Annotated in this window: 25 protein-coding genes and 1 pseudogene; 13 read left to right on the top strand and 13 right to left on the bottom strand. The window is 64.4% G+C overall.

The features are described from left to right. Positions 1 to 23: 23 nt before the first annotated feature. Positions 24 to 380 (bottom strand): ArsR/SmtB family transcription factor, encoded by a 357-nt coding sequence (locus LB569_RS27535; protein WP_140709885.1) that lies wholly within the window; start codon positions 378 to 380, stop codon positions 24 to 26. A gap of 194 nt (positions 381 to 574) precedes the next feature. On the opposite strand from LB569_RS27535, the gene LB569_RS27540 reads away from it, so the two are divergent. Continuing rightward, complete coding sequence (locus LB569_RS27540; protein WP_140709887.1) at positions 575 to 1753, top strand: MFS transporter; 1179 nt, start codon at positions 575 to 577, stop codon at positions 1751 to 1753. Between the two features lie 46 nt (positions 1754 to 1799). On the opposite strand, the gene LB569_RS27545 is transcribed toward LB569_RS27540, so the two are convergent. Next, positions 1800 to 2264: a MarR family winged helix-turn-helix transcriptional regulator gene (locus tag LB569_RS27545; protein WP_224694845.1), complete on the bottom strand. Its 465-nt coding sequence runs from the start codon at positions 2262 to 2264 to the stop codon at positions 1800 to 1802. A gap of 183 nt (positions 2265 to 2447) precedes the next feature. Between LB569_RS27545 and LB569_RS27550 the strand changes: the two genes are divergently transcribed. After that, positions 2448 to 3242 carry an SDR family NAD(P)-dependent oxidoreductase gene (locus LB569_RS27550; RefSeq protein ID WP_224694846.1) on the top strand — a complete coding sequence of 265 codons (795 nt, stop codon included), beginning with the start codon at positions 2448 to 2450 and terminating at the stop codon, positions 3240 to 3242. Between the two features lie 419 nt (positions 3243 to 3661). On the opposite strand, the gene LB569_RS27555 is transcribed toward LB569_RS27550, so the two are convergent. After that, complete coding sequence (locus tag LB569_RS27555) at positions 3662 to 4261, bottom strand: LysE family translocator (RefSeq protein WP_224694847.1); 600 nt, start codon at positions 4259 to 4261, stop codon at positions 3662 to 3664. Positions 4262 to 4352: 91 nt separating this feature from the next. Here LB569_RS27555 and LB569_RS27560 point away from each other — a divergent pair, with 91 nt between their 5' ends. Then, a complete protein-coding gene (locus LB569_RS27560; RefSeq protein WP_224694848.1) occupies positions 4353 to 5222 on the top strand; it encodes a LysR substrate-binding domain-containing protein in 870 nt (289 codons plus the stop codon). 242 nt (positions 5223 to 5464) lie between these two features. On the opposite strand, the gene LB569_RS27565 is transcribed toward LB569_RS27560, so the two are convergent. From LB569_RS27565 to LB569_RS27575, 3 genes are all read right to left on the bottom strand, one after another. Then, positions 5465 to 6115 (bottom strand): dihydrofolate reductase family protein, encoded by a 651-nt coding sequence (locus LB569_RS27565; RefSeq protein ID WP_224694849.1) that lies wholly within the window; start codon positions 6113 to 6115, stop codon positions 5465 to 5467. A 116-nt stretch (positions 6116 to 6231) separates the two neighbouring features. Beyond that, a complete protein-coding gene (locus tag LB569_RS27570; RefSeq protein WP_224694850.1) occupies positions 6232 to 7074 on the bottom strand; it encodes a protein-L-isoaspartate O-methyltransferase family protein in 843 nt (280 codons plus the stop codon). Between the two features lie 54 nt (positions 7075 to 7128). Continuing rightward, a complete protein-coding gene (locus tag LB569_RS27575; RefSeq protein WP_224542630.1) occupies positions 7129 to 8493 on the bottom strand; it encodes an Nramp family divalent metal transporter in 1365 nt (454 codons plus the stop codon). 220 nt (positions 8494 to 8713) lie between these two features. Here LB569_RS27575 and mntR point away from each other — a divergent pair, with 220 nt between their 5' ends. Together mntR and LB569_RS27585 are read left to right on the top strand one after the other, a co-directional pair. Beyond that, positions 8714 to 9163, top strand: coding sequence for a manganese-binding transcriptional regulator MntR (gene mntR, locus LB569_RS27580; RefSeq protein ID WP_140709903.1), 450 nt, complete (start codon positions 8714 to 8716; stop codon positions 9161 to 9163). A gap of 104 nt (positions 9164 to 9267) precedes the next feature. After that, positions 9268 to 9455, top strand: a pseudogene (locus LB569_RS27585) (hypothetical protein). 7 nt (positions 9456 to 9462) lie between these two features. On the opposite strand, the gene LB569_RS27590 reads toward LB569_RS27585, so the two are convergent. Continuing rightward, entirely contained in the window at positions 9463 to 10353 is an 891-nt protein-coding gene (locus LB569_RS27590) for a polysaccharide deacetylase family protein (RefSeq protein WP_140709907.1), read from the bottom strand. A gap of 92 nt (positions 10354 to 10445) precedes the next feature. Further along, positions 10446 to 12530: a hypothetical protein gene (locus tag LB569_RS27595; protein ID WP_224694851.1), complete on the bottom strand. Its 2085-nt coding sequence runs from the start codon at positions 12528 to 12530 to the stop codon at positions 10446 to 10448. 190 nt (positions 12531 to 12720) lie between these two features. Here LB569_RS27595 and LB569_RS27600 point away from each other — a divergent pair, with 190 nt between their 5' ends. The 3 genes from LB569_RS27600 to LB569_RS27610 all read left to right on the top strand — a co-directional run bounded on the left by LB569_RS27600 (position 12721) and on the right by LB569_RS27610 (position 15984). Next, on the top strand, positions 12721 to 13647 hold the full coding sequence (locus LB569_RS27600) for a neutral zinc metallopeptidase (protein WP_140709912.1): 927 nt from the start codon (positions 12721 to 12723) through the stop codon (positions 13645 to 13647). A gap of 154 nt (positions 13648 to 13801) precedes the next feature. Then, the gene (locus LB569_RS27605) at positions 13802 to 15067 is read left to right on the top strand and encodes a TCR/Tet family MFS transporter (protein ID WP_224694852.1); all 1266 of its coding nucleotides are present in this window, start codon (positions 13802 to 13804) and stop codon (positions 15065 to 15067) included. After that, entirely contained in the window at positions 15064 to 15984 is a 921-nt protein-coding gene (locus LB569_RS27610) for an aldo/keto reductase family oxidoreductase (protein ID WP_224694853.1), read from the top strand. The genes LB569_RS27605 and LB569_RS27610 overlap by 4 nt, the downstream gene beginning before the upstream one ends. A 9-nt stretch (positions 15985 to 15993) precedes the next feature. Here LB569_RS27610 and LB569_RS27615 read toward each other — a convergent pair whose 3' ends face one another. Both LB569_RS27615 and carA read right to left on the bottom strand, forming a co-directional pair. Then, positions 15994 to 16377, bottom strand: coding sequence for a helix-turn-helix domain-containing protein (locus LB569_RS27615; RefSeq protein WP_224694854.1), 384 nt, complete (start codon positions 16375 to 16377; stop codon positions 15994 to 15996). A 114-nt stretch (positions 16378 to 16491) separates the two neighbouring features. Beyond that, positions 16492 to 17697, bottom strand: coding sequence for a glutamine-hydrolyzing carbamoyl-phosphate synthase small subunit (gene carA / locus LB569_RS27620; protein ID WP_224694855.1), 1206 nt, complete (start codon positions 17695 to 17697; stop codon positions 16492 to 16494). Between the two features lie 272 nt (positions 17698 to 17969). Between carA and LB569_RS27625 the strand changes: the two genes are divergently transcribed. Further along, on the top strand, positions 17970 to 18419 hold the full coding sequence (locus LB569_RS27625) for a GatB/YqeY domain-containing protein (RefSeq protein WP_027054791.1): 450 nt from the start codon (positions 17970 to 17972) through the stop codon (positions 18417 to 18419). 30 nt (positions 18420 to 18449) lie between these two features. Here LB569_RS27625 and LB569_RS27630 read toward each other — a convergent pair whose 3' ends face one another. After that, complete coding sequence (locus LB569_RS27630; RefSeq protein ID WP_224694856.1) at positions 18450 to 19046, bottom strand: TetR/AcrR family transcriptional regulator; 597 nt, start codon at positions 19044 to 19046, stop codon at positions 18450 to 18452. A gap of 125 nt (positions 19047 to 19171) precedes the next feature. On the opposite strand from LB569_RS27630, the gene LB569_RS27635 reads away from it, so the two are divergent. Beyond that, complete coding sequence (locus LB569_RS27635) at positions 19172 to 19876, top strand: DUF4336 domain-containing protein (RefSeq protein ID WP_224694857.1); 705 nt, start codon at positions 19172 to 19174, stop codon at positions 19874 to 19876. Here the strand turns inward: LB569_RS27635 and LB569_RS27640 are convergent, their stop codons facing one another. After that, the gene (locus LB569_RS27640; protein WP_224694858.1) at positions 19877 to 20803 is read right to left on the bottom strand and encodes a LysR family transcriptional regulator; all 927 of its coding nucleotides are present in this window, start codon (positions 20801 to 20803) and stop codon (positions 19877 to 19879) included. It lies immediately after the preceding gene. A gap of 99 nt (positions 20804 to 20902) precedes the next feature. Here LB569_RS27640 and LB569_RS27645 point away from each other — a divergent pair, with 99 nt between their 5' ends. Next, entirely contained in the window at positions 20903 to 21694 is a 792-nt protein-coding gene (locus tag LB569_RS27645; RefSeq protein ID WP_224694859.1) for an alpha/beta fold hydrolase, read from the top strand. A gap of 27 nt (positions 21695 to 21721) precedes the next feature. Here the strand turns inward: LB569_RS27645 and LB569_RS27650 are convergent, their stop codons facing one another. After that, positions 21722 to 22705, bottom strand: coding sequence for a murein L,D-transpeptidase catalytic domain family protein (locus tag LB569_RS27650; RefSeq protein ID WP_224694860.1), 984 nt, complete (start codon positions 22703 to 22705; stop codon positions 21722 to 21724). A 325-nt stretch (positions 22706 to 23030) separates the two neighbouring features. On the opposite strand from LB569_RS27650, the gene LB569_RS27655 reads away from it, so the two are divergent. Beyond that, positions 23031 to 23741 (top strand): DNA helicase, encoded by a 711-nt coding sequence (locus LB569_RS27655; protein ID WP_224694861.1) that lies wholly within the window; start codon positions 23031 to 23033, stop codon positions 23739 to 23741. A 50-nt stretch (positions 23742 to 23791) separates the two neighbouring features. After that, on the top strand, positions 23792 to 24349 hold the full coding sequence (locus LB569_RS27660) for a GNAT family N-acetyltransferase (RefSeq protein ID WP_224694862.1): 558 nt from the start codon (positions 23792 to 23794) through the stop codon (positions 24347 to 24349). The last annotated feature ends 36 nt before the right edge of the window (positions 24350 to 24385 follow it).

Consider the following 24385-nt stretch of genomic DNA (forward strand, 5'->3'; position numbering starts at 1 on the left):
AGGCGCCGAGGCCGGAAATTGCGTCAGGCAGGCACTTCCAGATCGTGGCCGCCGACGGCCGGCAATGCGGGATCGTCCACCGCGGCGGCGATGACGCTGTCGAGCAGGCCGGGGAAGCGGGCGTCGAGGTCGGCGCGGCGCAGCGTGATCATGCGGTTGGTGCCGACCACTTCGGCGCGGGTGACGCCGGCCTCGCGCAGTTTGGCGAGGTGATAGCTGAGGTTGGTCTTGGAGCCGAGGTCGAGGAAGCGGCTGCAGTTCAGCGGCACGCCTTCCTTGCTGGCGAGATAGCGCACGATGGCGAGCCGCGTCGGGTCGCCGAGCACGCCGAGCACGATGGGCAGGCTGATCTGGTCCATATTGGGGTGAGGGAGCGTCATGGCAGGAACCTAAGCACAGTTCAGGCCGATTTCAACGCGCCGATCCTGCTCGGCCATACACATCGTTTCTCCTTCTCGTGACCGTCCTGACACAGGGCTGTCAGCATGGTTCAGCTATTTTGCCCTGTCTTCATTGACATCATGGCCTGTTATGTCCAATTGTTCAATAACTTTTGAACTAAGGACGCATTCCCATGGACAAGAGAATCTTCTGGCTGGCGCTCGGATCGTTCGCGATCTCGACCGAAGGCTTCGTCATCTCCAGCCTTCTGCCCGACATCGCCAGGGATGCGGGCATCTCCGTGCCGCTCGCCGGTTCGCTGATCACCGCCTTCGCGCTCGCCTATGCGATCGGCACGCCCATCCTGGCGACGCTGACCGGCGAATGGGACCGGCGCCGCGTCATCCTGTGGACGCTGGTGTTCTTCGTCATCGGCAATGTCGTCGCGGCCCTAAGTTCCTCCTTCGAGGTGCTGCTCGCCGCGCGCATCATCATGGCGCTGTCGTCGGGCCTGTTCGCCGCCACCGCGCAAGGCACGGCGGTGGCGCTGGTCGATGACCATCACCGGGCTCGCGCCATCGCCGTCGTCGTCGGCGGCACCACGGTGGCCGTCGCGGTCGGGGCGCCGCTTGGCGCGCTTGTCGCGGCCATCGCCGGCTGGCGCGGCACCTTCTATGCCATTGCCGGCCTTGGCGCGCTGTCCGGCGCCATCCTGTGGTACCGGCTGCCGCGCGGCATCATCGGCACGAAGCTGCCCTTGAAGCGCCGGCTGGCGGCGGCCATGCGCCCCGGCGTGATGCCGATCCTGGTGACGACGGCGGTTGCCCTGATCGGCGCGTTCACCGTGTTCAGCTTCATCGCGCCGCTGGCTATCGAAGGCGCCGGGCTGTCGCCGATCGCGCTGCCGGGCATGCTGCTCGCCTTCGGCGCCGGCGCCGTCATCGGCAACATTGCCGGCGGCCAGGCCGCCGATCGTTTCGGCGCGACGCGCACCGTCGGATGGTCGCTGGCGCTCTCCGCCGCCATGCTCGTCACCTTCTCGCTGATCCCGACCTTCCTGCCGCATCATCTCGCCGGACCGGCGCTGATGGGCATGATGGTGCCGTGGGGCATCGTCGGCTGGGCTTTCCCGCCGGCGCAGGCGAGCCGCATCATCAAGCTCGCGCCGGACGCGGCCCCGATCGTGCTGTCGCTCAACGCCTCGGCGCTCTATCTCGGCGTGGCGCTGGGCGCGGTGGTCGGCGGCGCGGTGCTGCGCTACGGCGCGCCGGCCGATCTCGGCCTGATTGCAGCGGCCTTCCCGGTCATCGGGCTCGGCATCGTTCTGGCGGGGCGGATGTTTGCCAAACCGGTAGCGATGCCGGCTGAGTAAGACCGGCCCCGAGGCTTACATCCTGTTTGTTTACGCGGCCGCTTCTTCAACCGGAAGAAGCGGCCGCGGGCAGTTCCAGGTTCAACGCAGCCACTTCATCGAGCGCGGCGCGCAGCTTCGCGGCTTGCTCCGCGCCGATCATGGCCTCGAATTGCCGCTGGGCGACGCTCCACAGCTTGATCGCCTCGTCGAGCTTGGCCTGGCCTGATGGCGTCAGCCGCACGCGCTTGACGCGGCGGTCGTCCTTGTCGGGGAAGGTTTCGACATAGCCGTCGCGGACCAGCGGCTTCAGCGTGTGGCCGAGCGCCGAGAGATCCATGATCAGCGCCTCGGCAATGGCCCCCATGGCCGGCTCGCTGCCGACACTGATCTGGAAAAGCAGGCCAAATTGCGTGCCCTTCAGCCCGGAAGGCGCCAGCGCTTCGTCGTAGAAGCGGCCGAGCCGACGCGCGGTGCGCCGCAAGGTGGCATTGTTGCACTGGCTGAATCCAGGCTGCTGAAGGTCGGTCATGTCAACTCCTCGCCGGCGAAGAATGCGCCAGCCTGCCGCAGAAATAGTTTTCGCCGCTGCCGTTGACAAGATAGTGGCATATACCTATTTCGCCGAAAGTGGCATATGCCACTAATTGAATGACAACTTCCGCTGCCAGCGTGTCCGCCGGAGCCGAAGACAACGAACACAAGGAACGTGACAATGAGCAGAAATGACAACAAGGGCACGGCAGTCGTCACCGGCGCCTCCTCGGGCATCGGCGCCGTCTATGCGGACCGGCTGGCGGGGCAGGGCTATGATCTGGTGCTGGTGGCGCGGCGCGCCGACCGGCTCGAGGAATTGGCCGAGAAATTGCGCCATGCCTACAGCCGCAAGGTCAGCGTGATCGCGGCCGACCTGTCAGACGACGACGATGTGCGCCGCGTCGAAAAGGCGATATCGGCCGACGAGAGCGTGACGCTGCTGGTCAACAATGCCGGCCTTGGCGGACAGGTGGTGGTGGCAACGGCCGACGCGGATGCCGCCGAGCGCATGATCAAGGTCAATGTCGTGGCGCTGACGCGGCTGACGCGTGCCGTGCTGCCGGGATTGCTGGCGCGCAACCATGGCGGGATCGTCAACATCGCCTCGGTACTGGCTTTCGACACCTCGTTCGGCGGCATCTACAGCGGCACCAAGGCCTATGTCGTCAACTTCACCGAAGCGCTGCATCGCGAGGTCGCGGGCACCGGGGTGAAGGTGCAGGTGGTGCTGCCCGGCGCGACCCGGACCGACTTCTGGGAGCTTTCCGGCGGCGATATCGATACACTTCCGAAGGAGATCATCATGACCGCCGACGATATGGTCGATGCCGCTCTTGTCGGCCTGGCGCGAGGCGAAGCCGTCACCGTGCCGGCGCTTGCCGACACGGGAAAGCTGGACACGTTCCTCGGCGCCCGGCAGGCCTTCTATGGCAGCCTGCACGCCGACAAGCCGGCGGCGCGCTACGCGGCCTGAGACCACCTCTGGCGCCGCTCTGGCGCTATGCTACGCGCACATCTTCCGTGACCGGCGTGGCTGATCGGCCTCAGGCTTGATTGCCAGGTGGTTCCCCCAATCCGTCGCTGCTTCGCAGCGCCACCTTTCCCCCCTCCGGAGGGAAAGGAAGGAGCTTTGCTGGGCGAGCGTTGACGGCAAGAAGCTTGGCGCCTTTCCTCTCCCCCGTAGATCGGGGGCTCCGAAGGACGGGCGAGACCCGTGGCTGGCCTCGGCAAGGTGGCTCGGCGAAGCCGAGACGGAGTGGGGGTCGATCAGCGCAGCACAGGACAATGCATGCGCCAAGGCGTTATGCACACTATCGCCAAGGAACAGTCGCCTGGAAAATGTGTGCGTGCCGTAGCAGGGGCGAGGAACCCAAGTCTTGCAAGGCTGCGCTTCTAATGCGTCCGCCACATCGGAATGATCGAGGCGGCGAGCACCAGTGCCAACACCACGTTGAGCACGCGCCATTGCCATTCGGTCTTGAGCAGCCGTGCCAGCACCATGCCGGCCACGCACCAGATGGACAATGAGATGGCGGCGGCGAGGCCGAAGGTCGAGCCGAGAAGCAAGGCGAGTTGTCCAGGGCCGTCGGCGAGGGCGGCGAAGGAAGCCGCCGCGCCAAGGCCCATCGCCCAGCCTTTCGGGTTCATCCACTGGATGCCGGCGCCGCCGAAGAAGCTGTTCGGCCTGGCCATCGTCACATCGAGATTGGGCGGCCCGGCGCGGCCGATCTTGATCGCCAGCCAGACGAGATAGAGCGAGCCGGCGATCTTCATGGCAAGCTGCAGCGACGGCATGGCAAGCAAGAGACCCGCGAGCCCGGCGGCGGCCGCCCCTGTCACGGTCGCGAGACCTGCGGCGCTGCCGATCATCAGCGGCAGCGATCTTCGGAAGCCGAACCGAGCGCCCGACGCGGTGGACAGGGTGGTGGCGACGCCCGGCGTGGCGGTGGCCACGAAGGCAAACAGGATCAGCGGAAGGATGGGTTCGATCATGGGGCGTCCTTTGAGGCTCCATGGTAGACGCCAGCTTGCATCAGTAAACGCAATGTTTGCGATGGTCTGCATTAGCAGATATAATGCTGATATGATCCGCAATCTCGATACGGCGCTGGTTCGTACTTTCGTCACCGTCGCCGACAAGGCTAGTATGACGGCGGCCGCCAACGCGCTGCACCTGACCCAGGGCGCGGTCAGCCAGCAGGTCAAGCGGCTGGAGGAGACGCTCGGCTGCAGCCTGTTCGAGCGCGACCGGCGCGGTCTGCGCCTGACGCGTTCCGGTGAGCGTCTGTTGGACAAGGCAAGGCGCATGCTCAGCCTCAATGACGAGATCTGGACCGAGATGGCGGGAAACGCGGTGGCCGGACAGGTGCGGCTCGGCGTGCCCTATGACCTTGTCGGCACCTTGCTGGCGCCCGTCCTGAAAGCCTATGCTGAAGCCTATCCGCGGGTCGAGATATCGCTGCTCTGCGCCTCCTCGCCGGAATTGGCGGCGGCACTGGCGGCGGGAACCATCGACCTCGCGGTGATCGAGGAGCGTGTCGGTCCGACATCGGGCGAGTGCCTTGCCATCGACCGGCTGGTCTGGGTCGGCGCAAGGGGCGGGGCGGCCCGGGCCAAGCGGCCATTGCCGGTCTCGATCGTCGCCGACACCTGCGCCTTCCGGCCGGTGGTGTTGGCCGCGCTCAACGCGCATGGGCTGGAATGGCGCAGCGTGTTCGAGAACGGCAACATCGATGCCACGACGGCGACAGTGCGCTCGGATCTCGCCGTCACCACATGGCTCGCTTCCACCGTGCCCTCGGATCTCGACATCTTGCCACCCGATGTTGGCCTGCCGCCGCTGCCGAATTTCGCCATCAACCTGCATCTGCCGAGGCATGGCGTGAGTACGGCGGCGCAGGAGTTCGCGCGGCATATCCGTGAGGGGCTGGCAAGGCGGGCGCAGGCGGCCTGAGACCAAGCAGAACTTGGTTTCCTCTCCCCCGTCGATCGGGGGAGAGGTGTCGAGCGAAGCTCGACGGAGTGGGGGTCGATCTTTTTCCCGCCAGATTATCGCTGGTCTCAGTCTTCTTGCCGCCTTTTCTGCCTGTCTTACGGCGGTGCGTTTGGCGAATGGCTTCCCCCACTCCGTCGCTGCTTCGCAGCGCCACCTCTCCCCCCTCCGGAGGGAGAGGAAAGGTGCCAAGACCGGGTCCGCTATTTCCAGTTCCTACGCCGCTCGAGTTCGGCCTCGGATGGCTCGCCCGTGACAAAGGAGCCGACCTCGATTTCGCCCGCGCGCTCATAGGTCGCCATGATGACGCCGGTGCTGGATGTCTGCGACTTGACAAGCTTGAAGGCAGCCGGCATCGCGGCATCGTCGAACAGCCGCTTGCCCTTGCCCAGCAACAGCGGAAAGATCATCAGCCGGATCTCGTCGATCAGCCCGTTGGCGAGCAAGGTCTGGATCAGATTGCCAGATCCCTGGATGAGCAGGTCGGGTCCGTCCTCCTGCTTGAGGCGATGCAAGGCCGCGACGATATCAGGCCCAAGCGAGTGCGTGTTCTGCCAGGTGAGCGTGTCAGGCCGATGCGTCGCCACATATTTGGTCGCGGGGTTGAACGCATCGGAGATCGGATCTTTCTGATAAGGCCAGTACGCGGCGAAGATGTCGTAGGTTCTACGTCCGAGCAGCAAGGCGAACGGTTTGGAGAATAGTTCTTCCATTGCCGCGCCTCCCACTTCTTCAAAGTAGTGGAAGGTCCAGCCGCCGAATTCGAAGCCGCCGACCGGATCTTCTTCCGGCCCGCCCGGCGCCTGCATGACGCCATCGAGGCTGACGAAGGTCGCGGCGATGATCTTTCTCATTCTACTCTCCCTTTGCACCGTCCATGCCATCGCGGCTGGATCATGGTCCAAGGACGGCCGTCCCGCGACGATCCCGACAGGGCCCGCAAAATTTGAGTGAGCCCTGCTATCGCGCGTCAGATGCCGGGTTTGGTGCCAAGGTTTTTCGACGAAAACCACACATCGCCGAAGATCGCGGTGGCGGTGCGGTCCGGCGCCTTGTCGCTCGTCAGCCAGATCGAGCGGCTGCGCGTGGCTTCCTCGCGCGTCGGGATCTTCGCTGCAAGATCTGCAAGCGAGGCGCCGAAGCATGGGATGAACCAGGCACGCATAAACGGATCGCAGGCAAAGCCCTTTTCGGTGCGGGTCACCAGCATCGCCAGCGGGACGCGCTCGGCTGGGCGCCAAGGGAAGATCATGCGGCCACCGGGCCGCAATGCTTTCAGCCAGCCCGCGGGAGGCGCCACGACGCCGGCGTTGACATAGACGATGTCGGATGGCGGCAGGGACGTGGTCACGGCATCGCCATGGACGACGGTCGTATTGCGATAGGCTTCGAGATTTTCGCGCGCCAGATCGGCAAGGTTCTTGTCCAGCTCGAAAGCGGTGACGCTGCCGCCCGGCGAGACGAGCCTGGAGAGCAAAGCGGTGTAGTAACCGGTGCCGGCGCCGATATGAGTAACGGTTTCACCCGGCTTGGGTGCCAGCTTGCCGATCCACATGGCATGCAGGAAGGGCTCGCCATTGTTGATGCCCTTGTCGGCATCGAGCGCCACCAGCACATTCTGGTAGATATGGGCCGGATCGGCGCTTGGTGTCATAAGCCTGACGTTGCCGGCGATGACCGTCCATGGCCCGGGACCGAGGAAGGCTTCGCGCGGCACGCTGGCGAACACCTCTTCCAGGCGCGGGTCCAACGAGTCGGCGTTGGCCGCCATCAGCCGCGCGTAGAATGTCCTGATATCTTCGATGTTGTTCATGGCATCGGCAAAGATAGCGCGATCTGGCGATTTGTCCCGGGATTGAGCCGAACTTCAACCAACCCCGAACATGGTGTCGTAGAGCAGCTTGAAGTTGAGCACCAGGATGATGGCCGCCACCACCCAGGCCAATGCCGCCACGCCGCGCGGGATGGCGAGATTGCCCATCTTCTTCTTGTCGGAGACGAACTGCACCAGCGGGATGACGGCGAAAGGCAGCTGCATGGACAGCACCACCTGGCTGAAGACCAGCAGTTGGCCGGTGCCCTTCTCGCCATAGAGGGCGGTGACGACCACCACCGGGATGATGGCGAGGCCGCGCGTCAGCAGGCGCCGTGCCCAGTTGGGGATGCGCAGGCGCAGAAAACCTTCCATGATGATCTGGCCGGCAAGCGTTGCCGTCACCGTCGAGTTGAGGCCGGAGGCGAGCAGCGCCACGGCGAACAGGATCGAGGCGATGCCGAGACCCAGCAGCGGCGACAGGAGCTTGAAGGCCTGGTCGATCTCGGCGACATCCTGGTGGCCGGTTTCGTGGAAAGCGACGGCCGCGACGATCAGGATGGCGGCGTTGACGAACAGCGCCAGCATCAGGGCGATGGTCGAGTCGGTCGTCGCCCATTTGATGGCATCGCGTTTTCCCGCCTCGGTGCGTTCATAGGCGCGGGTCTGCACGATCGAGGAATGCAGGTAGAGATTATGCGGCATGACCGTGGCGCCGATGATGCCGATGGCGATGTAGAGCATCGCCGGATTGGTGACGATTTCGGAGGACGGCACGAACATCGCATGCAGGATCGTGCCGGCCGGCGGAGCGGCGACGAAGATCTGGATGGCAAAGCAGCTGAAGATGATGATCAAAAGCGCGATGACGAAGGCTTCGAGGTAGCGGAACCCCTTGTTCATCAACAGCAGCACGAGGAAAGCGTCGAGCGCGGTCAGCATGGCGCCGCCGATGAGCGGAATGCCGAACAGGAGCTGCAGCGCGATCGCGGTGCCGATCACCTCGGCGAGGTCACAGGCGATGATGGCGAGTTCGCAGGCGATCCACAGCACGAAATTGACCGGACGCGGATAATAGGCGCGGCAGGCCTGGGCGAGATCGCGGCCGGTGGCGATGCCAAGGCGGGCGGCCAGCGCCTGCAGCAGGATCGCCATCAGGTTGGACAGCATGATGATGAATAAAAGCGTGTAGCCGAACTGGGCGCCGCCAGCGAGGTCGGTGGCCCAATTGCCCGGGTCCATATAGCCGACCGAGACCATGTAGCCGGGGCCCATGAAGGCGAACAGGCGCCGGAACCAGACGCCCGAACTCGGCACCGCGATGGTGGAATTGACCTCGCGCAGGCTGGGCTGGTCGTCCTCTTCCTTCCTGGCGAACCGCCATGAGGATCGAGGGGCTGTGGCTTCGGCTTCTGACATGGAAAGGCTTTCCGGGACTTCGCGAGATATCCATAAGCTATGCCATGGCTCAACATTATGCAATAGGCTATATTTCATTGTCGGTGCTTTTCACCGGCACCGGAAGCTTGCAACCGGAGACGCCGGTTGCGCCTCTCGCGGAATGCAAATAAACGGCCTGAAGAATCAGAGCCCGTGCTATAAAAGCAGCGACGGCCAAACTCCCGAGGAGGAGCGCGCATTGGCGCTGAAGAACAGACCGGTCCCGCGTGAACCGTTGCTCGATGCCGATGTCCATTCGGAAGGGTTCCGGCAGCAGCGCCAGGCGCGCCGCAGCGCGCTGGTCGAGGATTATGTCGAGCTGATCGCCGATTTGATCGAGGACGGCAACGAGGCGCGCCAGGTCGACATCGCCGCGCGACTCGGCGTCGCACAGCCGACCGTGGCCAAGATGCTGACGCGTCTGTGCGCCGACGGGCTGGTGTCGCGAAAACCCTATCGCGGCGTGTTCCTGACCGAAGCCGGGCGCAAGGTCGCCGAGGAAAGCCGCATTCGCCACCAGACGGTGGAAGCCTTCCTGCGCTCGCTCGGCGTCAGCGCCGAGACGGCGCGCATCGACGCCGAAGGCATCGAGCACCATGTCAGCGCCGAGACGCTGGACGCGTTCCGCAAGGCGATGACGGCGCGTTGAGCGGCGGCTTGTGGGGGTCGCGAACCGTATTAGCCGCTGGAACCGCCACCGCTTATGCGCGTTGCCTCTCATCGCGCGCTTGTTGCGCGCCAGGGAGAGAAGCAATGGGCGTCGACCAGGCACCGACCGCGAAAGGCAAGCAGGCAGCCACAGGACTGAAGCAGGCGGCCGCCACGGATGAACGCAAGACCGAGGCCGAAATGGCCATCCCCTGAAGAAGGGCGCCGACCGTTTCGAGGAACGCTCGAAAAGTTCCGACGGCAAGAGCGCCGGCGCCAAGCAGAAAGAGTAGCAGTCGCCTAGCGGCTATAGGCCAGGGCCGTCTGCTGGACAGTCGTCGCCGTGCCTGTCGTCAGGGATGACACCAGCAATTCGCGGCTGCGGTGGCCTGGCACCAGCCGCACCACCTTGTAGCCCTTGGCCTTCAGGTTGGCCAAGAGTTGCGGCAGCATTTGGGCGGTGCGCGGGTGGATGTCGTGCATCAGGATGATGCCGGAGCCGCGCTGCTCGATGCGGGCCATGGTGCGCTTGCGCACCTGGTCCGGGCTCGACGGGAAGTAATCCTTGGAATCGATGTCGGCGTCGATGACGACGATGCCGCGCGCGGCGAGTTGTCGGCGCAACGTCGCCGTCGATGCGAGATAGGGGAAGCGGAAGAACGGCGCGACGCCGTGCATGGACGGCACCAGCGCGGCCGAGACGCTTTTGATGCCGCCTTCGATCTGCGCCTGCGCGCCCGCGGCGCTCATATGCGTGAGATTGGCGTGGTTCTGCGTATGGGTGCCGATCGTGTGGCCGTGCGCGGCGACCTCGCGCACCAGGGCAGGGTAGGAGCGAGCCATCTGGCCGACCATCATGAAGGTCGCCTTGACGCCGGCATTGTCGAGCACTTTCAGGATGTTTTGGGTGCGGCCGGGCATCGGGCCGTCATCGAAGGTCAGCACCACTTCGTGGTTGCGCAGTCTGAGATCGGCGATGCTGTTGACGGTAACGCTGCGGCCGGCAAGGCCGCTGAAGGAATGCGAGGAGAAGAAGCCACTGGTACCGGCCTCCTTCGGCTCGGCCGCATAGGCGAGTTTGCCACCCTTGGCGTCGGTCGCGGGTTTCGTCGTCGTGCAGCCGGCAGCCAAAGCGCCCAAGGCGACAATACCCAGCAGCTGCGCCAGACGGCGCCCGGACACAAAAGCCATGGCAGAAGATCCCCTTGAATCGCCTACGCTTTTATTCCTGACATGGTTAATGAAGGTTTACTTCGAGGGCCGTTCTGCAAACCCTGGATGGCTCACTCACGGACATCCTGCACCCAGCTTCTGGGGTGGCCGTCGACGCGGAACTGGAAGATGAAATAGGGCGGGATGCAGGTGCCTTCGCCTGGCTTGGCCTGAGGCAGGTCGTCATAGCCGGCGGTGCAGATATAGTCCTCGCGGCAGGGATGCGCCTTGTCGCAGGCGCGCAGGCCGGCGGTCTTGGTGAATTCCCGGGTGCAGAATTTGTGGTCCTTGCCCGACGCGACGCAGTCGTTGAAACCGGTCTTGGCGAGGCGGCCGCAGCTCGCTTCGTCGGGAAGCTTGTCGCAGCTCGCCTTGCGCAGCATGCCGCCGGGAAAGCCGCCGGTCTTCTGCTCGGGATTGTCGTAGCGCTGGCGCGCGGCACCATAGCCGGCGAGCTTGACCACCGGTTTCTTGTCGCGCGCCGGATCGATGGCGCAATCCTTGGCGGTGGCGGGTGACAGTCGGCAATATTTGTCGTTGCCCCAAGCCGACATCCTGATCTCGCCGAACTCGACGGGGTCGCCCACGGCTGTGCCTTTTTCGCTGACGCAGGTGCCGAAGCCGGGATGGATGGCGCTTTCATGCACGCCGGCGCAGCGCAGGCCGGCGCCGCAGGTCCAGTCCTTGAAGCTCTCATCCGTTCCGCGATAGCAGATCGAGCCCCAGCCATTGTAGAGATCGGTGCCTTTCAGTGCCTCGGCGTATTTCTGGTCCGGACGGGCGGCGAAGCCCCTGGTGAAATCGGGATGGCCGCCGGCCGCGAACTCCTCGACGATGGCGCGGCGGCGCGGCAGGTCGGCGAAGAACACCGCCGAGCCCGGCACGAAGACGGCGTTGCGGCGCGGCTCGCTCGCCGGGTCGGCGCCGGTGTAGTGGAAGCCGGCAATGCCATGCGTCTGGTGGCAGCCGGTACAGCTCATCTCGTTGAGGCGCAGATTGAAGCCGGCGACGGATTTTATGGTGGCGAGCGTGTTGCCCCTGGCGACATAGTCCTTCAACGCCTGGTCGATGTCGGTGTCGTCGACCAGCCCGTAGGCGATGTTGTTTTGCGAACGGCTGAGCCCACCGGGCGCGACGGAGACGGCGCTCTTGGCCAGGAATTTCTCGTCGATCACCAGCCGGCCGTGGTCGAGATCGTAGATGTTGCGGTCCGTGAGCAACCATCTGGCGAAGGCCTTGACGTCGGCCAGCACCGTTGGCCGATCGATCTGGTTTTCCATCCTGGCTTCATAAAAGCTCGAAGTGGCCGGGTCCCATTTGAAGATCTTCAGGAGATATTCGGCATGGCCGCCGAAATCGCGCCGCGTCGAGGCCGACAGCCTGAGCACCTGCATGTTGAGTTCGAGCCGCATGATCTGCGAGGCATTGAGCATGGCGCCGGACAGTGGGCCTTCGTCGGAACGCAGCCAGGCGGCCAATTGCTCGGGCGGCAGGTCTTTTCTGCCGGCGGCCAGCCAGCGCCGGGCGATTTCGGCGCATGAGGCGTCGGTGGCGCTGGGCAGGTCTTTCGAGCCGCGCGCCTCGGCCTTGCCGGGCCTGGCGTTGAACACCAGGCTCATGGTCAGCGGCAGGCGCGAGGAAATGCGCTGCGCAGTCTTCCCTCCGACTGGCTTGCCCTTGGCCGGCATCTCCTCGACCGAATAGTGGAAGCGGTAGATCAGCCGGATTTCGCCGCATTGAGTATGGCCGAGATAGCCGCGATCCATGCGGTTGACGACGCCTGTCAGGTCCAGCGTCGAGCCGTCGTCGTCGATGTATTTCGGATTGAATTTCTGGCTGGTGTCGTTCGATCTGGCCATGGCCGCGACATAGGGGTCGGGGCTGGTCTTCGGCTCGTCCGATATCTCTCGCTTGACTGTGTCGCGCACGCTGGCCAGCGCCGGCACCGAAAACAGGCCGCGATTGTCGACGTCGCGTGTGAGGCCAAGGGCGGGGCCGAGCAGGCGGCTGATCGACAGGCCGCCGCGCTCCAGCGCCTGCAAGGTGGCGGTATCGGTGACGGCGACGCTGGAATCGAGCGTCACCGCACCGGCGTTTGCCAGCCCAAGCCACGGCAATGCGGCCAGCAGCGACAGGAAACCCGCAATCGTCCTCAAGCCTCGCCCCCCTCCATTGCCGCGATGCTACAGGCCTTGCGCGTTGCCGGCCAGTGCGGTGAACGCGCTGCCAGCACTGCCGCCCCCGTCGAAAAATGCTGTGACTTGGCGCAACCATTACGATAATTGTTTGTTGGATTGAGCCGGCCTGGCCGGAGCAATGGGGAAGTTTGGAGCGCGAGGAGTTGCCATGCTCTGGAGAGGTCGTCGTCAGAGTGACAATATCGAGGACGACCGCAGCGACGGCGGCGGCGGGATAGGCGGCGGTGGCGGCCAGTTCCGGCTCCCCATCGGCGGCCGTACCGGTGGCGGCGGCAGCATCTTCCTCGTCATCCTGGTGGTGCTGGCCGGCTGGTATTTCGGCTTCGATCCCTCGGCGATCCTGGGTGGTGGCGACGGCGGCCTGCTGCCGGGCGGCGGTGGCCAGATTACCGACAACAGCGGCGGCGGCCAGGATAGCGGCGCGGGTACACCCGCCAATGACGAGATGAAGCAGTTCGTGGCGACCGTCTTGGCCGAGACCGAAGACACCTGGACCGGCATCTTCAAGTCGCAGGGCCTGACTTACGAGGACCCCAAGCTGGTGCTGTTTTCCGGCCAGGTCCGCTCCGCCTGCGGCTTTGCTTCCGCCGCGGCCGGACCGTTCTATTGTCCGGGCGATCACAAGGTCTATCTCGACATGACCTTCTTCCAGCAGCTCGACCAGCAGTTCGGCGCTTCCGGCGAGTTCGCCCGTGCCTATGTCGTCGCGCATGAGGTCGGCCACCACGTGCAGAACCTCACCGGCATCATGGGCAAGTTCAACCAGATGCGGCAAGGCATGAGCGAGGCCGATGCCAACCAGCTGTCGGTGCGCATCGAGCTTCAGGCCGACTGCTTCGCCGGCGTGTGGGCGCACTACACCGCGCAGAAGGGCATATTGGAGCAGGGCGACTTTGAAAGCGCCCTGAACGCGGCCAAGCAGATCGGCGACGACACGCTGCAGAAGAAGATGCAGGGCTATGTCGTGCCGGAGAGCTTCAACCACGGAACCTCGCAGCAGCGGCAGACCTGGCTGACGCGCGGCTATAAGAGCGGCAAGCTGTCGGACTGCAACACGATGAGCGGGCCGATCTAAGCAGTCGTTTTCGGCGACATCCTGACGGAAAGTCGTCGTCAGGGGGTGTCAGGATCGAGGGTTCCTGACCGTTCCCGCACTGTTCCTTTTTGCGGGCTCGCCTATAAGGTGCGTCCGCCCGCGCCTTTGGGCGGCTGGAGGAATTTGACCCGTCATGATCGACCCCAAAACCGCCAAGCGGGGCCTTGCGCTCGTTTTCACCACGCTGCTGCTCGACATTATCGGCTTCGGCATGATCATGCCGGTGCTGCCGGCCTTTCTCAGGGAATTGACCGGCGTCGGCATCTCCGAAGCGGCGATCGAGGGCGGGTGGCTGTTCTTCGTCTATGCGGCCATGCAGTTCTTTTTCGCGCCCATCATGGGCGGCTTGAGCGACCGGTTCGGGCGGCGGCCGATCCTGCTCGCCTCGGTGCTGACCTTCTCCATCGACAATCTGATCTGCGCCATCGCCTGGTCCTATCCGATGCTGTTCATCGGACGTGTGCTGGCCGGCATTTCGGGCGCCAGCTATTCGACGACGTCGGCCTTCATCGCCGACATATCGAACGACGAGAACCGGGCGAAGAATTTCGGCCTGCTCGGCATCGCCTTCGGCGTCGGCTTCGTCATCGGGCCGGTGCTGGGCGGTTTGCTCGGCACGTTCGGGCCGCGCGTGCCGTTCTTCTTCGCCGCCGGGCTCGCCTTCGTGAATTTCCTGATCGCGATGTTCTTCCTGCCCGAAACGCTCGAAGAAAAGCATCGCCGCCGCTTCGAGTGGAAACGCGCCAATCCGGTCGGCACGCTCCTGCAGATGCGCCAGTATCAGGGCATCGGCTGGATCGGGCTCGTCTTCTTCCTGATGACGCTCGGCCACATGATGTATCCAGCGGTGTGGTCGTTCGTCTCCAATTACCGCTATGGCTGGAGCGAGCAGCAGATCGGCTTCTCGCTCGGCGCTTTCGGCCTGTGCGGGGCGATCGTCATGGGCACGGTGCTGCCGCGCGTCATCCCCAGGCTCGGCGAGTGGAGAACGGCCGTCATCGGTCTGACCTTCACCGCCGCCAGCGCCTTCGGCTACGCCTTCGCTTCGCAAGGCTGGATGGTCTATGCGGTGATCGTCGTCGGCTGCCTGGAGGCGCTGGCCGATCCGCCGCTCAGAAGCCTCGCCGCCGCCAAGGTGCCGCCCTCGGCACAAGGCGAGCTGCAGGGGGCGATGACCTCGATCTTCTCGATCACCTCGATCATCACGCCGCTGCTCTATACCGCGATCTTTTCCTGGTTCACCGGACCCAGCGCGCCCGTCACCTTCGGCGGCGCGCCTTATCTGGTCGGCGCGTGTTTCCTGGTGCTGGCGGTCATCGTCTTCGTCACCAAGGTGGCGAGACAGGCGACAGTTGGAAACGCCGCGGCCGATGTGGCTGAAGACGGAGCGCAGGCATGAGCCATGACAGCCGCATCGCACTGACCAGTGACGGGCTGTCGCTGTCGCGCCTGGTCTTTGGCGCGTGGCGCCTGCTGGATGGTGGCGTGCGCCCGGACGTCGATCAGATCGCACGGCTGATCGGTAGAGCCGTCGATCTCGGCCTGACCAGTTTCGACCATGCCGACATCTACGGGAATTACGAGGTGGAGGCGGCCTTCGGCGCCGGGCTGGCGCACTGGAAGGGAAAGCGTGACGAGATCGAGCTGATCTCGAAATGCGACATCATGCTGGCCTCGACCAACCGGCCGCGAAACCGGCTGAAGCATTATGACACCAGTGCCGCTCACATAACCGCCTCGGTCGACCGTTCGCTCGCTAATCTCGGCACCGACTATCTCGACCTGTTGCTGCTGCATCGGCCCGACCCGCTGATGGATGCCGATGAGACAGCGGCGGCCCTTGCCGGCTTGGTCCGGGCCGGAAAGGTGAGGGCGGTCGGCGTTTCCAATTTCACCCCCTCGCAGTTCGATCTGCTGGCGTCGCGGCTGCCGTTCCCCTTGGCCACCAACCAGATCGAGATGTCGGTGCTCAGGACATCGGCGCTGACCGATGGCAGCCTCGACCATGCGCAGCGCCTGTCCTATGCGCCGATGATCTGGTCGCCGCTCGGCGGCGGTTCGCTGTTCACCGGCAAGGAGCAGCGCGAGGCGCGCGTGCGCGCGGCGCTGGCGACTGTCGCGGCCGAGACCGGCGCCGGCGATCTCGCCACGGTTGCCATTGCCTGGCTACTGCGTCATCCAGCCCGGCTGGTGCCGGTGCTCGGTTCGATGAAGCCGGGACGTCTGGCTTCCATGGCCAAGGCGCTGGATATCGTGCTCGACCGCCAGCAATGGTTCACTATCCTGGAAGCCAGCGAAGGCCGGCCGGTGGCGTGAGGTTGGGGATCAGGCTTCAATCCATTCGCCAGGGACATCCAACGCCTTTGCCAGCATCGTGCTGGTTTGCGCGGAGGGTTTGCGGCGATTGGATTCAATGTCCGACAGGAAACCCTGACTGACCCCAATGGTGCGCGCCAGGCCGGCTTGCGTCAGCTTGCGCCAGTTGCGAAGCGCCTTGAGGCGGCTGGAATCTCGCAAAATATCCATGGTCACCTCGGCGGGCAGGGCCTTTTCAGCTTTGAACTCAGACTTCCGCTCATCGTAGATCGCCACATCCGCAGCGTCTTCCCAGGCTTCTTCGGCCGCATGCAGCAATGCCTCGTAATCGGCCTTCGGGATTACGACCAGTTCTTCGCCGGTTGAGGTTTTTATGATCTGCGGGGCGTTCATGACTTCACGTCCTATGGCCTGCTGTAGGTCGTCGTTTCACGCTTGCCGCTATAGATCGCAAGGATTTATCGCTTCCTGTTAAGCGATATTATCGCAGTCGCCGATTTTGCGGAATCAAGCCCGCTCGGCCAGCAATTCCTCGCCGCGCTTTTGCCGGATCAGGTTGACGAAGCGGCGGAACAGATAGTGCGAATCCTGCGGGCCGGGAGAGGCCTCGGGGTGATGCTGGACCGAAAACACCGGGCGGCCGGTGAGCGCGATGCCGCAGTTCGAGCCGTCGAAAAGCGAGACATGGGTTTCCTTGACGCCCGCGGGCAACGAGTCGGCGTCGACGGCAAAGCCGTGGTTCATGGAGACGATCTCGACCTTGCCGGTGGTGTGGTCCTTGACCGGATGGTTGGCGCCGTGATGGCCCTGATGCATCTTGGCGGTCCTGCCGCCCAGCGCCAGCGCCAGCATCTGGTGGCCGAGGCAGATGCCGAACACGGGGATGTCGGTCTTGAGCAAATCCCTGATCACCGGCACGGCATAGTCGCCGGTGGCTTCCGGATCGCCGGGGCCGTTGGAGAGGAAAATGCCGTCGGGCCGCATGGCAAGGATCTCTTCCGAACCGGTGCTGGCCGGAACCACCGTCACCTTGGCGCCGAGGCCGGCAAGCAGGCGCAATATGTTGCGCTTGACGCCGTAGTCGATGGCCACGACGTGCAAGGAGGGATTAGCCTGTTCGCCAAAGCCCTCGTTCCACACCCAGGGCGTCTCGCGCCAGACCGAGGACTGGCCCGAGGTGACCTCCTTGGCAAGGTCGAGCCCGATCAGGCCCGACCATGCGGCCGCGCGGCTCTTCAGGTCGGCGAGGTCAAAGACGCCGTCGGGCGCATGCGCGATGACGGCGTTGGGCATGCCCTTTTCGCGGATCAGCGCGGTCAGCGCGCGGGTGTCGATGCCCGAGAGCGCGACGATGCCGCGCTTCTTCAGCCACTGGTCGAGATCGCCGGCTGCGCGATAATTGGACGGGTTGGTGACATCGGCCTTGAACACGGCGCCGACGGCGCCGGCGCGAGAGGCGGGGTTGAGGTCTTCGATGTCCTCGCCATTGGTGCCGATATTGCCGATATGCGGGAAAGTGAAGGTGACGATCTGGCCGGCATAGGACGGGTCGGTGAGGATCTCCTGATAGCCGGTGAGTGCCGTGTTGAAGCAGACTTCGGCGACGGCCGAGCCGGTGGCGCCAAGGCCGCGACCCTCGATGACGGTGCCGTCGGCCAGCACCAGAAGGGCGGTCGGCTTTTCGGTGGTCCAGGCAGGCGTCATTTCGGCCATGGCGGCACTCCTATCGGGCCGCTGCAACCGGCCCGGTGGGCCACGCGCGCGGCAAATGGCGCGAAGCGGCGATTTCGCGGCCTCACGCATTCAAGCTTCAGTTCATGCAAGGCTGAGTACATAGGGGAAGGGGGCAGGCCGGTCAATGATCATGCGAAATGCGGCTTTGATTTATTTCATCAAGCAAAATCAGAGGCTTGCCTCGTCATATCAGGGTTTGCGTTGACTTGGCCCCGGCGCTATTGTCCGCGCCGACCGAAGGAGAGAGACCAATGCGCGCGAAAATCGCCGAATCCCTGAAGAGCGCGATGAAGGCGCAGGACAAGCACAGGCTGCCGACATTGCGGCTGATCCAGGCCGCCATCCACGACCGCGACATCGCCAACCGCGGCGCCGGCAAGGAACCCGCCAGCGACGAGGAAATCCTGCAGATCCTGGCCAAGATGGTGAAGCAGCGCGAGGAATCGGCCAAGGCATTCGAGGACGGCAAGCGCCCGGAGCTGGCCGCGCAGGAGCGCGGCGAGATGGAGATCATTCGCGGCTTCCTGCCGACGCAGCTCGACGATGCGGCGGTCACGGCGGCCGCGCGCGAGGCGATCGCCGCGACCGGAGCCGCCAGCCAGAAGGACATGGGCAAGGTGATCGCCGCGCTGAAGCAGAAATATGCCGGCCAGATGGATTTCGGCAAGGCAAGCGGCATCGTCAAGGGGTTGTTGCAGTAGGGCTCCCTGGCTGTCGTTCGTTCGAATCTTTCAGCTTTCGCCGATCCGGTCCGGCGCGCGTTCGCCGATGCCTTCGACGACAATGCGGATGATGTGCCTGATCTCCGCCTCGCTGAAGGAACCTGCCGAGAGTGCCGAAAGCATTGCCTGGCCGTATATGCCGAGCAGGACCAGCGCCATGAAATTGGCGTCGTCGTCGCCACGGATGACGCCTTGCCGCTGGCCCAGCACGAGAAGGTCCCGCACGAGGCCCTGGAAGGAGGGGCGGTCGGGCGGCGGCTGCAGGGACGGGCGCTCGGCCGGGGCCAAGGCCAGCCTAGCGAGTGAAGGATTGGCCAGGCACCAGCGCGCACTGTCGAGAAAGACGATCTCCAGCAATTTGAAGACGTCCTCGTTCGCAGCCATGCGGGCGCGATAGGCGGCGTCCTCCGCCTCGACGCGGGCGATCAGCCGCAGCGCGATCTCTTCTTTCGAGCTGAACAGATTGTAGACCGTCTTGCGGGTCAGCCCCGCGCGCTTCGCGATTTCCTCCACCGACGTGTTGGCAAAGCCGAACTCCCGGAACGCTTGGTCGGCGGCGCCGAGGATGAGACTTCGCGACCGTTCAGTTCGCTTCGAGGTTGTCATTTTTATACCTTAGTGTAAATTTATACATATGTAAAATTTAGGCTCGCAGACACGACCGGACTCACCGGCAACGGTCCGATGTGGCGCGCCGGAGTTCAAGCGGCTCCCCTGGAAGGGTTGTGCACATGGTTGGCATTCTGACCGAATTCGGCCCCGGCATCTGGATCGCGGACGGCCCCGATGTGACGGCGGCGGCCGGCTTCCGCTATCCGACACGCATGGCCGTTATTCGGATGTCGAGCGGTGGCCTCTTCGTCTGGTCGCCGACCGAATTGACCGACGCGGTTCGCAGCGAGGTGGACGCGCTGGGCGAGGTGCGTTTCCTGATCGCGCCCAATTCGCTCCATCACGTCTTCCTCGCCGACTGGCAGCGCGGCTATCCCGATGCCAGGGTCTACGCATCGCCCGGCTTGCGTGAGAAACGCCGCGACATTCGTTTCGACGGGGATCTCGGCGACAGGCCGGCCGCCGAATGGGCCGGCGATCTCGACCAGGTCGCCATGCACGGCAACCGGATCACGACCGAGATCGTCTTTTTCCATCGTGCAAGCAGGACTGTTCTGTTCACCGATCTTATCCAGCACTTCCGCCCTGGATGGTTCAAGGGCTGGCGGGCGCTGGTTGCCCGGCTGGACCTGATGGTGGCCGCCGAACCCTCGGTGCCGCGAAAATTCCGCGCCGCCTTCACCGATCGGCCCGCCGCGCGGACCGCCATCGCGCGCGTCCTGGCGTGGCCGGCCGAGAAGGTGCTGATCGCGCATGGCGAACCGGTCACCGAAGGCGGTCAGGCCTTGATCCGCCGCGCCTTCCGCTGGCTGGTGGATTCTTAACTAGGAGGCAGCCGTCCGAGGCTCCAGCGCGCGGCGCAAAGCCGGCGCCTCATGCTGGATGTGATCCCACAGACGGTTGGCGATCGGCCCATGCGGCCGGTCGCGGCGGCGCGCCACGACCAATTCGTCGGTGCGGCCCGGCAAATCACTGCCGGCAATGGATAATAGCTGTCCGTCGCGCAGCTCTTCCGCGATCAGGAAGTGGGGCAGGTGGCCCCAGCCGAGGCCTTGCAGGATGATTTCCTTCTTCATGGCTTGATCGGGGACCAGACATTGCGGCGCGCCCTCGACCACGAAGTAGTCCTGTCGTGGCGAATGCAGGGCGGTGTCGCGCATCACGCATTGGGTGAATGCCTGCATCTTCTCCAATGTGACCGGTCGTTCGATGCGCGCGGGCAAAAAGCCCGGCGCCACCACGGGAATGAACGGCACCTTGCTGAGGTCGATCCATTCGATCCGCGCGTCGCCCTTGTCGATCCAGTGCAGGATCAGATCGGCTTTGTCGTCGAAAAGGCGCTCCCATGGGCCGCCGACGGCTTCGAAATGGAGATGCAGACGGGTGCCAGGGCATTGGGCGAAGAAGCGTCCGAGCATGCCCAGCACCTGCGGGCGCGGGCAGAGGTCGCCGACCACGACATGGATTTCGCTTTCCTCGCCCATCGAAAGCTGGGCGGCATGGACGCGCAGGCCGTCCAGTTCGCGCAGCAGCTGCCGCGCGCGCCGCTGGAACGACAGCCCCGCCTCGGTCGCACGCACGCGATAGCCGCTGCGATCCAAAAGGACGAGGTCGAGCTGTCGTTCGAGCCTGGCGACGGCGGCGAATACCGCCGGATGCGAGCGATGCAGCATGGCAGCCGCCGGCTGAAAGCCGCCGGTACGGATGACGGCGTCGAAGCACTGGAGGTCGTGCAAGGTGAATTCGGCCATGTCAACTTTGATTACAGAGATTGTCCTATCTTTGTAATATCACCAAAAACCGGCCACAGCTACGCTTTGCCTCATTCAACGTTCCAAGAGGACATCATCATGAGTGAGCTGAATTTCGTGACAACAGGCGACGGCGCGCGCATCGCCTACCGCTTCGACGGCGACGCCGGAAAACCGGTGTTGGTGCTGTCCAACTCCATCGCCACCACGCTGCACATGTGGGATGGGCAGGTCGGCGAGTTGTCCAGGCATTTCCGCGTTCTGCGCTACGATTTTCGCGGCCATGGCGGATCGAGCGTGCCAGTCGGCGCCTATTCCCTCGACCGGCTTGGCCGCGACGTAATCGAACTCATCGATGGGCTCGGCCTTGAACGTGTGCATTTCCTCGGCCTGTCGCTGGGCGGTTTCGTCGGCCAGTGGCTCGGCATCCACGCACCCGAGCGGATCGACCGGCTGATCCTGAGCAACACTTCGTCCCGTCTGGCGCCGGCAAGTTACTTCGACGAGCGGATTGCCGTCGTGCGGCAGGCGCCGGACATGTCGGAAACCGCCGAAGTGTTCCTCAACAACTGGTTTCCCGCCCGGATGGTGGCGGCAAACGAACCGGTCATCGAGGAATTCCGCGCTATGCTGCTTGCGATCGACCGGCAAGGCCTGGCCGGTCTGTTCGCGGCGGTTCGCGATGCCGACCTTCGCCGCACGGTGGCGTTGATCTCCCGGCCGACGCTGGTGATCGCCGGCGAGCACGACACGGTGACGGCGGCGAGCCACAGCGAGTTGATCGCGGCAACGGTGCCCGGCGCAAAGCTTGTCGTGCTGCCCGCGGTCCACCTGTCGAACGTGGAATATCCCGCCGAGTTCAGGCGGGCCGTGCTCGATTTCCTGCGCTGAGCCGGAGCGGGGGGCCGTGGGTATGTCTTACGGTTCCTTGCAGATCGGCAGCGGCTGCGCGGGTGGTGCGGGATGATCCTTCTTGTACTGGGCAATGACCGGCTCAAGGGTCTTTCGCGGCCAGAATTTCGGCGTGCCGATTTCCTTCAGGCAGGATGCGTTCCAATAGGTGCCCGATGAGGAATGGCCGCCCGCGACGGCGGCGATGTCGCGCGATTCCGGATAAATGTAGAGCGTCGTCGGATTGTCCTTGACCATCGCGATGAGCTGCGCGGCATCGGTCGGCGACCAGCTGGTGCAGCCATTGCTGCGGCCGCCGGCATAGTCCACCAGCTTGCCGAACGGGACCATGCCGTCATGGTCGGCGTAGGAACTTTTCGGGCTCTTGCGCAGGCACATGCCGCGCAGCACCTGCGCCGCGTGGCCGCCGATCACGCGCTGCCTTGCGTTGGCGGCCTCGCCTTCACCGTCGAACTGGATGAAGGTGCGCTGGAAAGCCACGTCCTGTTTCGCGGCGGTGCGATAGAAGCCCTTGAACGAGGTCTTCGCTTCACGGGTCATGTAGGCGCCGCCAGCGGTCAGTTCCGAATCCATGGCATTGCCGAAATTCCTGGCGCAGCGCCTGCCGTTCGAGAAATCGACGGTACCCTTGAGGTTTCGGCCGGCACCGTGGCCCGACGAAATCGCGCGAAACGACTGGCTGGCTTCGCACACGACATAGTAGCGGCGCCCGAGCACGCCATTGCCGAGATCGCCGGGACGGGTGGCGTCCATGGCGAAGTAGCATGGATTCCTGACAGCGCCCTGCGCCACCTTCTTCAGGTAAAGCGCGCGCGCCCGCTCCAGCACCACTTGCGAAATCTGGCCGTCGCCGTCGCCGACATGGGCTTGAAGCCAGGCCGGAACGGCCGACGGCGCGGCAAAGGACCGGGCCGATACCGTCAAGGCCATGACGGCGACGAGGAGACCGAGGAGCGCAACGACACCCAAGGGGACAGATATCAACCGCACCGGACCCATTCTCCTGTCGAAGCCGTTTCGTGATTCCCACGGTGAATCACCTGGGGACAATCATAAAATGCCGCGCGCCATCAGGCGAAACACATCTTGTTTAGCGCACGAGCAAGTATGCGCGAAGTGCCCAGGCCAACGCGCGGCCGTCATAGGCCGCCATGCTGGCTCAAGGCTTGCGGCAAGGCTCGCCGGGAAAGCATCGTTCATGCGGGGCCATCCAATCATTGAACCGACTGTTCGAGCACATCTGCCAAACCGCCGTGCGGTTTGGCATGGCATAAGGAGGGGTTGCGAAAATTGCTCACACCAGGAGGTTTTTGCGATGAGGCTATCCGCCCCCGTCTATCTTCTGAAGCGCCAGGCCAGGCTGTTGGCTCGTGAGACGAAGATACCGCTCCACCAGGCGCTTGACAGCGTCGCTGCGCAAGAAGGTTTTGCGAGCTGGAGCCTGCTTGCGGCCAAGGCCGCCGAGGCGGGACCCGCCGGCGGATTGTTTGCCCGATTGGCGCCCGGCGACCTCGTGCTGGTCGGCGCGCGTCCGGGGCACGGCAAGACGCTGATGAGCCTCGAACTCGCGGTGGAAGCGATGAAGTCGGGCCACCGTAGCGTGTTCTTCACGCTGGAATATACGCATGCCGACATCATCGACAGGTTCCGCGCGATCGGGGTCGAGCCGGCCCGGTTCGACCGACTGTTCGAGTTCGACAATTCCGATGCCATCAACGCCGACTACATCGTCGGGCGGTTGGCATCGGCGCCGCGCGGCACGCTGGCGGTCATCGACTATTTGCAGCTGCTCGACCAGAAGCGGGCGAATCCGGACCTGGCGCAGCAGGTCCGCACGCTGAAGGCTTTCGCACGCGAGAACGGCGTCATCCTGGTCTTCATCTCGCAGATCGACCGGTCCTACGATCCCGCGGTCAAGCCGGTCCCCGATATCGGCGACATCAGGCTGCCGAACCCGCTCGACCTGTCGCTGTTCAACAAGGCCTGCTTCCTGAACAAGGGCGAGATCCGCTTCCACGCGGCTTGAGCGCCCAGCCGTCCAGGGCTATGCCTGCTTCGTTTCAGGAAGCATCGACCATGGTCGAGATCGTCAAACCGGCGCTTGAACATCTGCCATCCTACAAGGCGGCGCTCGAACGCGGCTGGTCGCCGGACAATGTGCGGCTGCTGGAAGCGACGCGCGAACAACTCGCGGCCATCGAGGAAGATCCGGCCGCCTTCCTGGCCAGTCTCGACGATACCGAAGCCAAGGGGCCGCCCATCGCCTTGCCGGACGGAACACAGGCGCCACGCCTGCCGGGATTCCGCCGCTGGATCTGGGACGGCGAGGCCTCGGGCTCGATCGGCTTTCGCTGGCAGAAGGGAACGGCCGAACTGCCATCGCACGTGCTTGGCCATATCGGCTATGCCGTGGTGCCGTGGAAGCGGGGACGCGGCTATGCCACGCAGGCCTTGCGGCTGATGCTGGACGAGGCGAGGGCGATCGGCCTGCCCTATGTCGAGATCACCGCCAAGCCGGGCAATCCGGCCTCGCACAAGGTGATCCTGGCCAATGGCGGCAGGCTGGTCGAACGCTTCTTCGAGGATGCCGCCTATGGCGGAGCGGAAAGCCTGCGGTTCCGGATCGATCTGTAGGCGCTATCGCCTTTGCGCCTGATCTTAGAGCCAGCG

Source organism: Mesorhizobium sp. BH1-1-4 (assembly GCF_020165665.1).
Classification (GTDB): domain Bacteria; phylum Pseudomonadota; class Alphaproteobacteria; order Rhizobiales; family Rhizobiaceae; genus Mesorhizobium.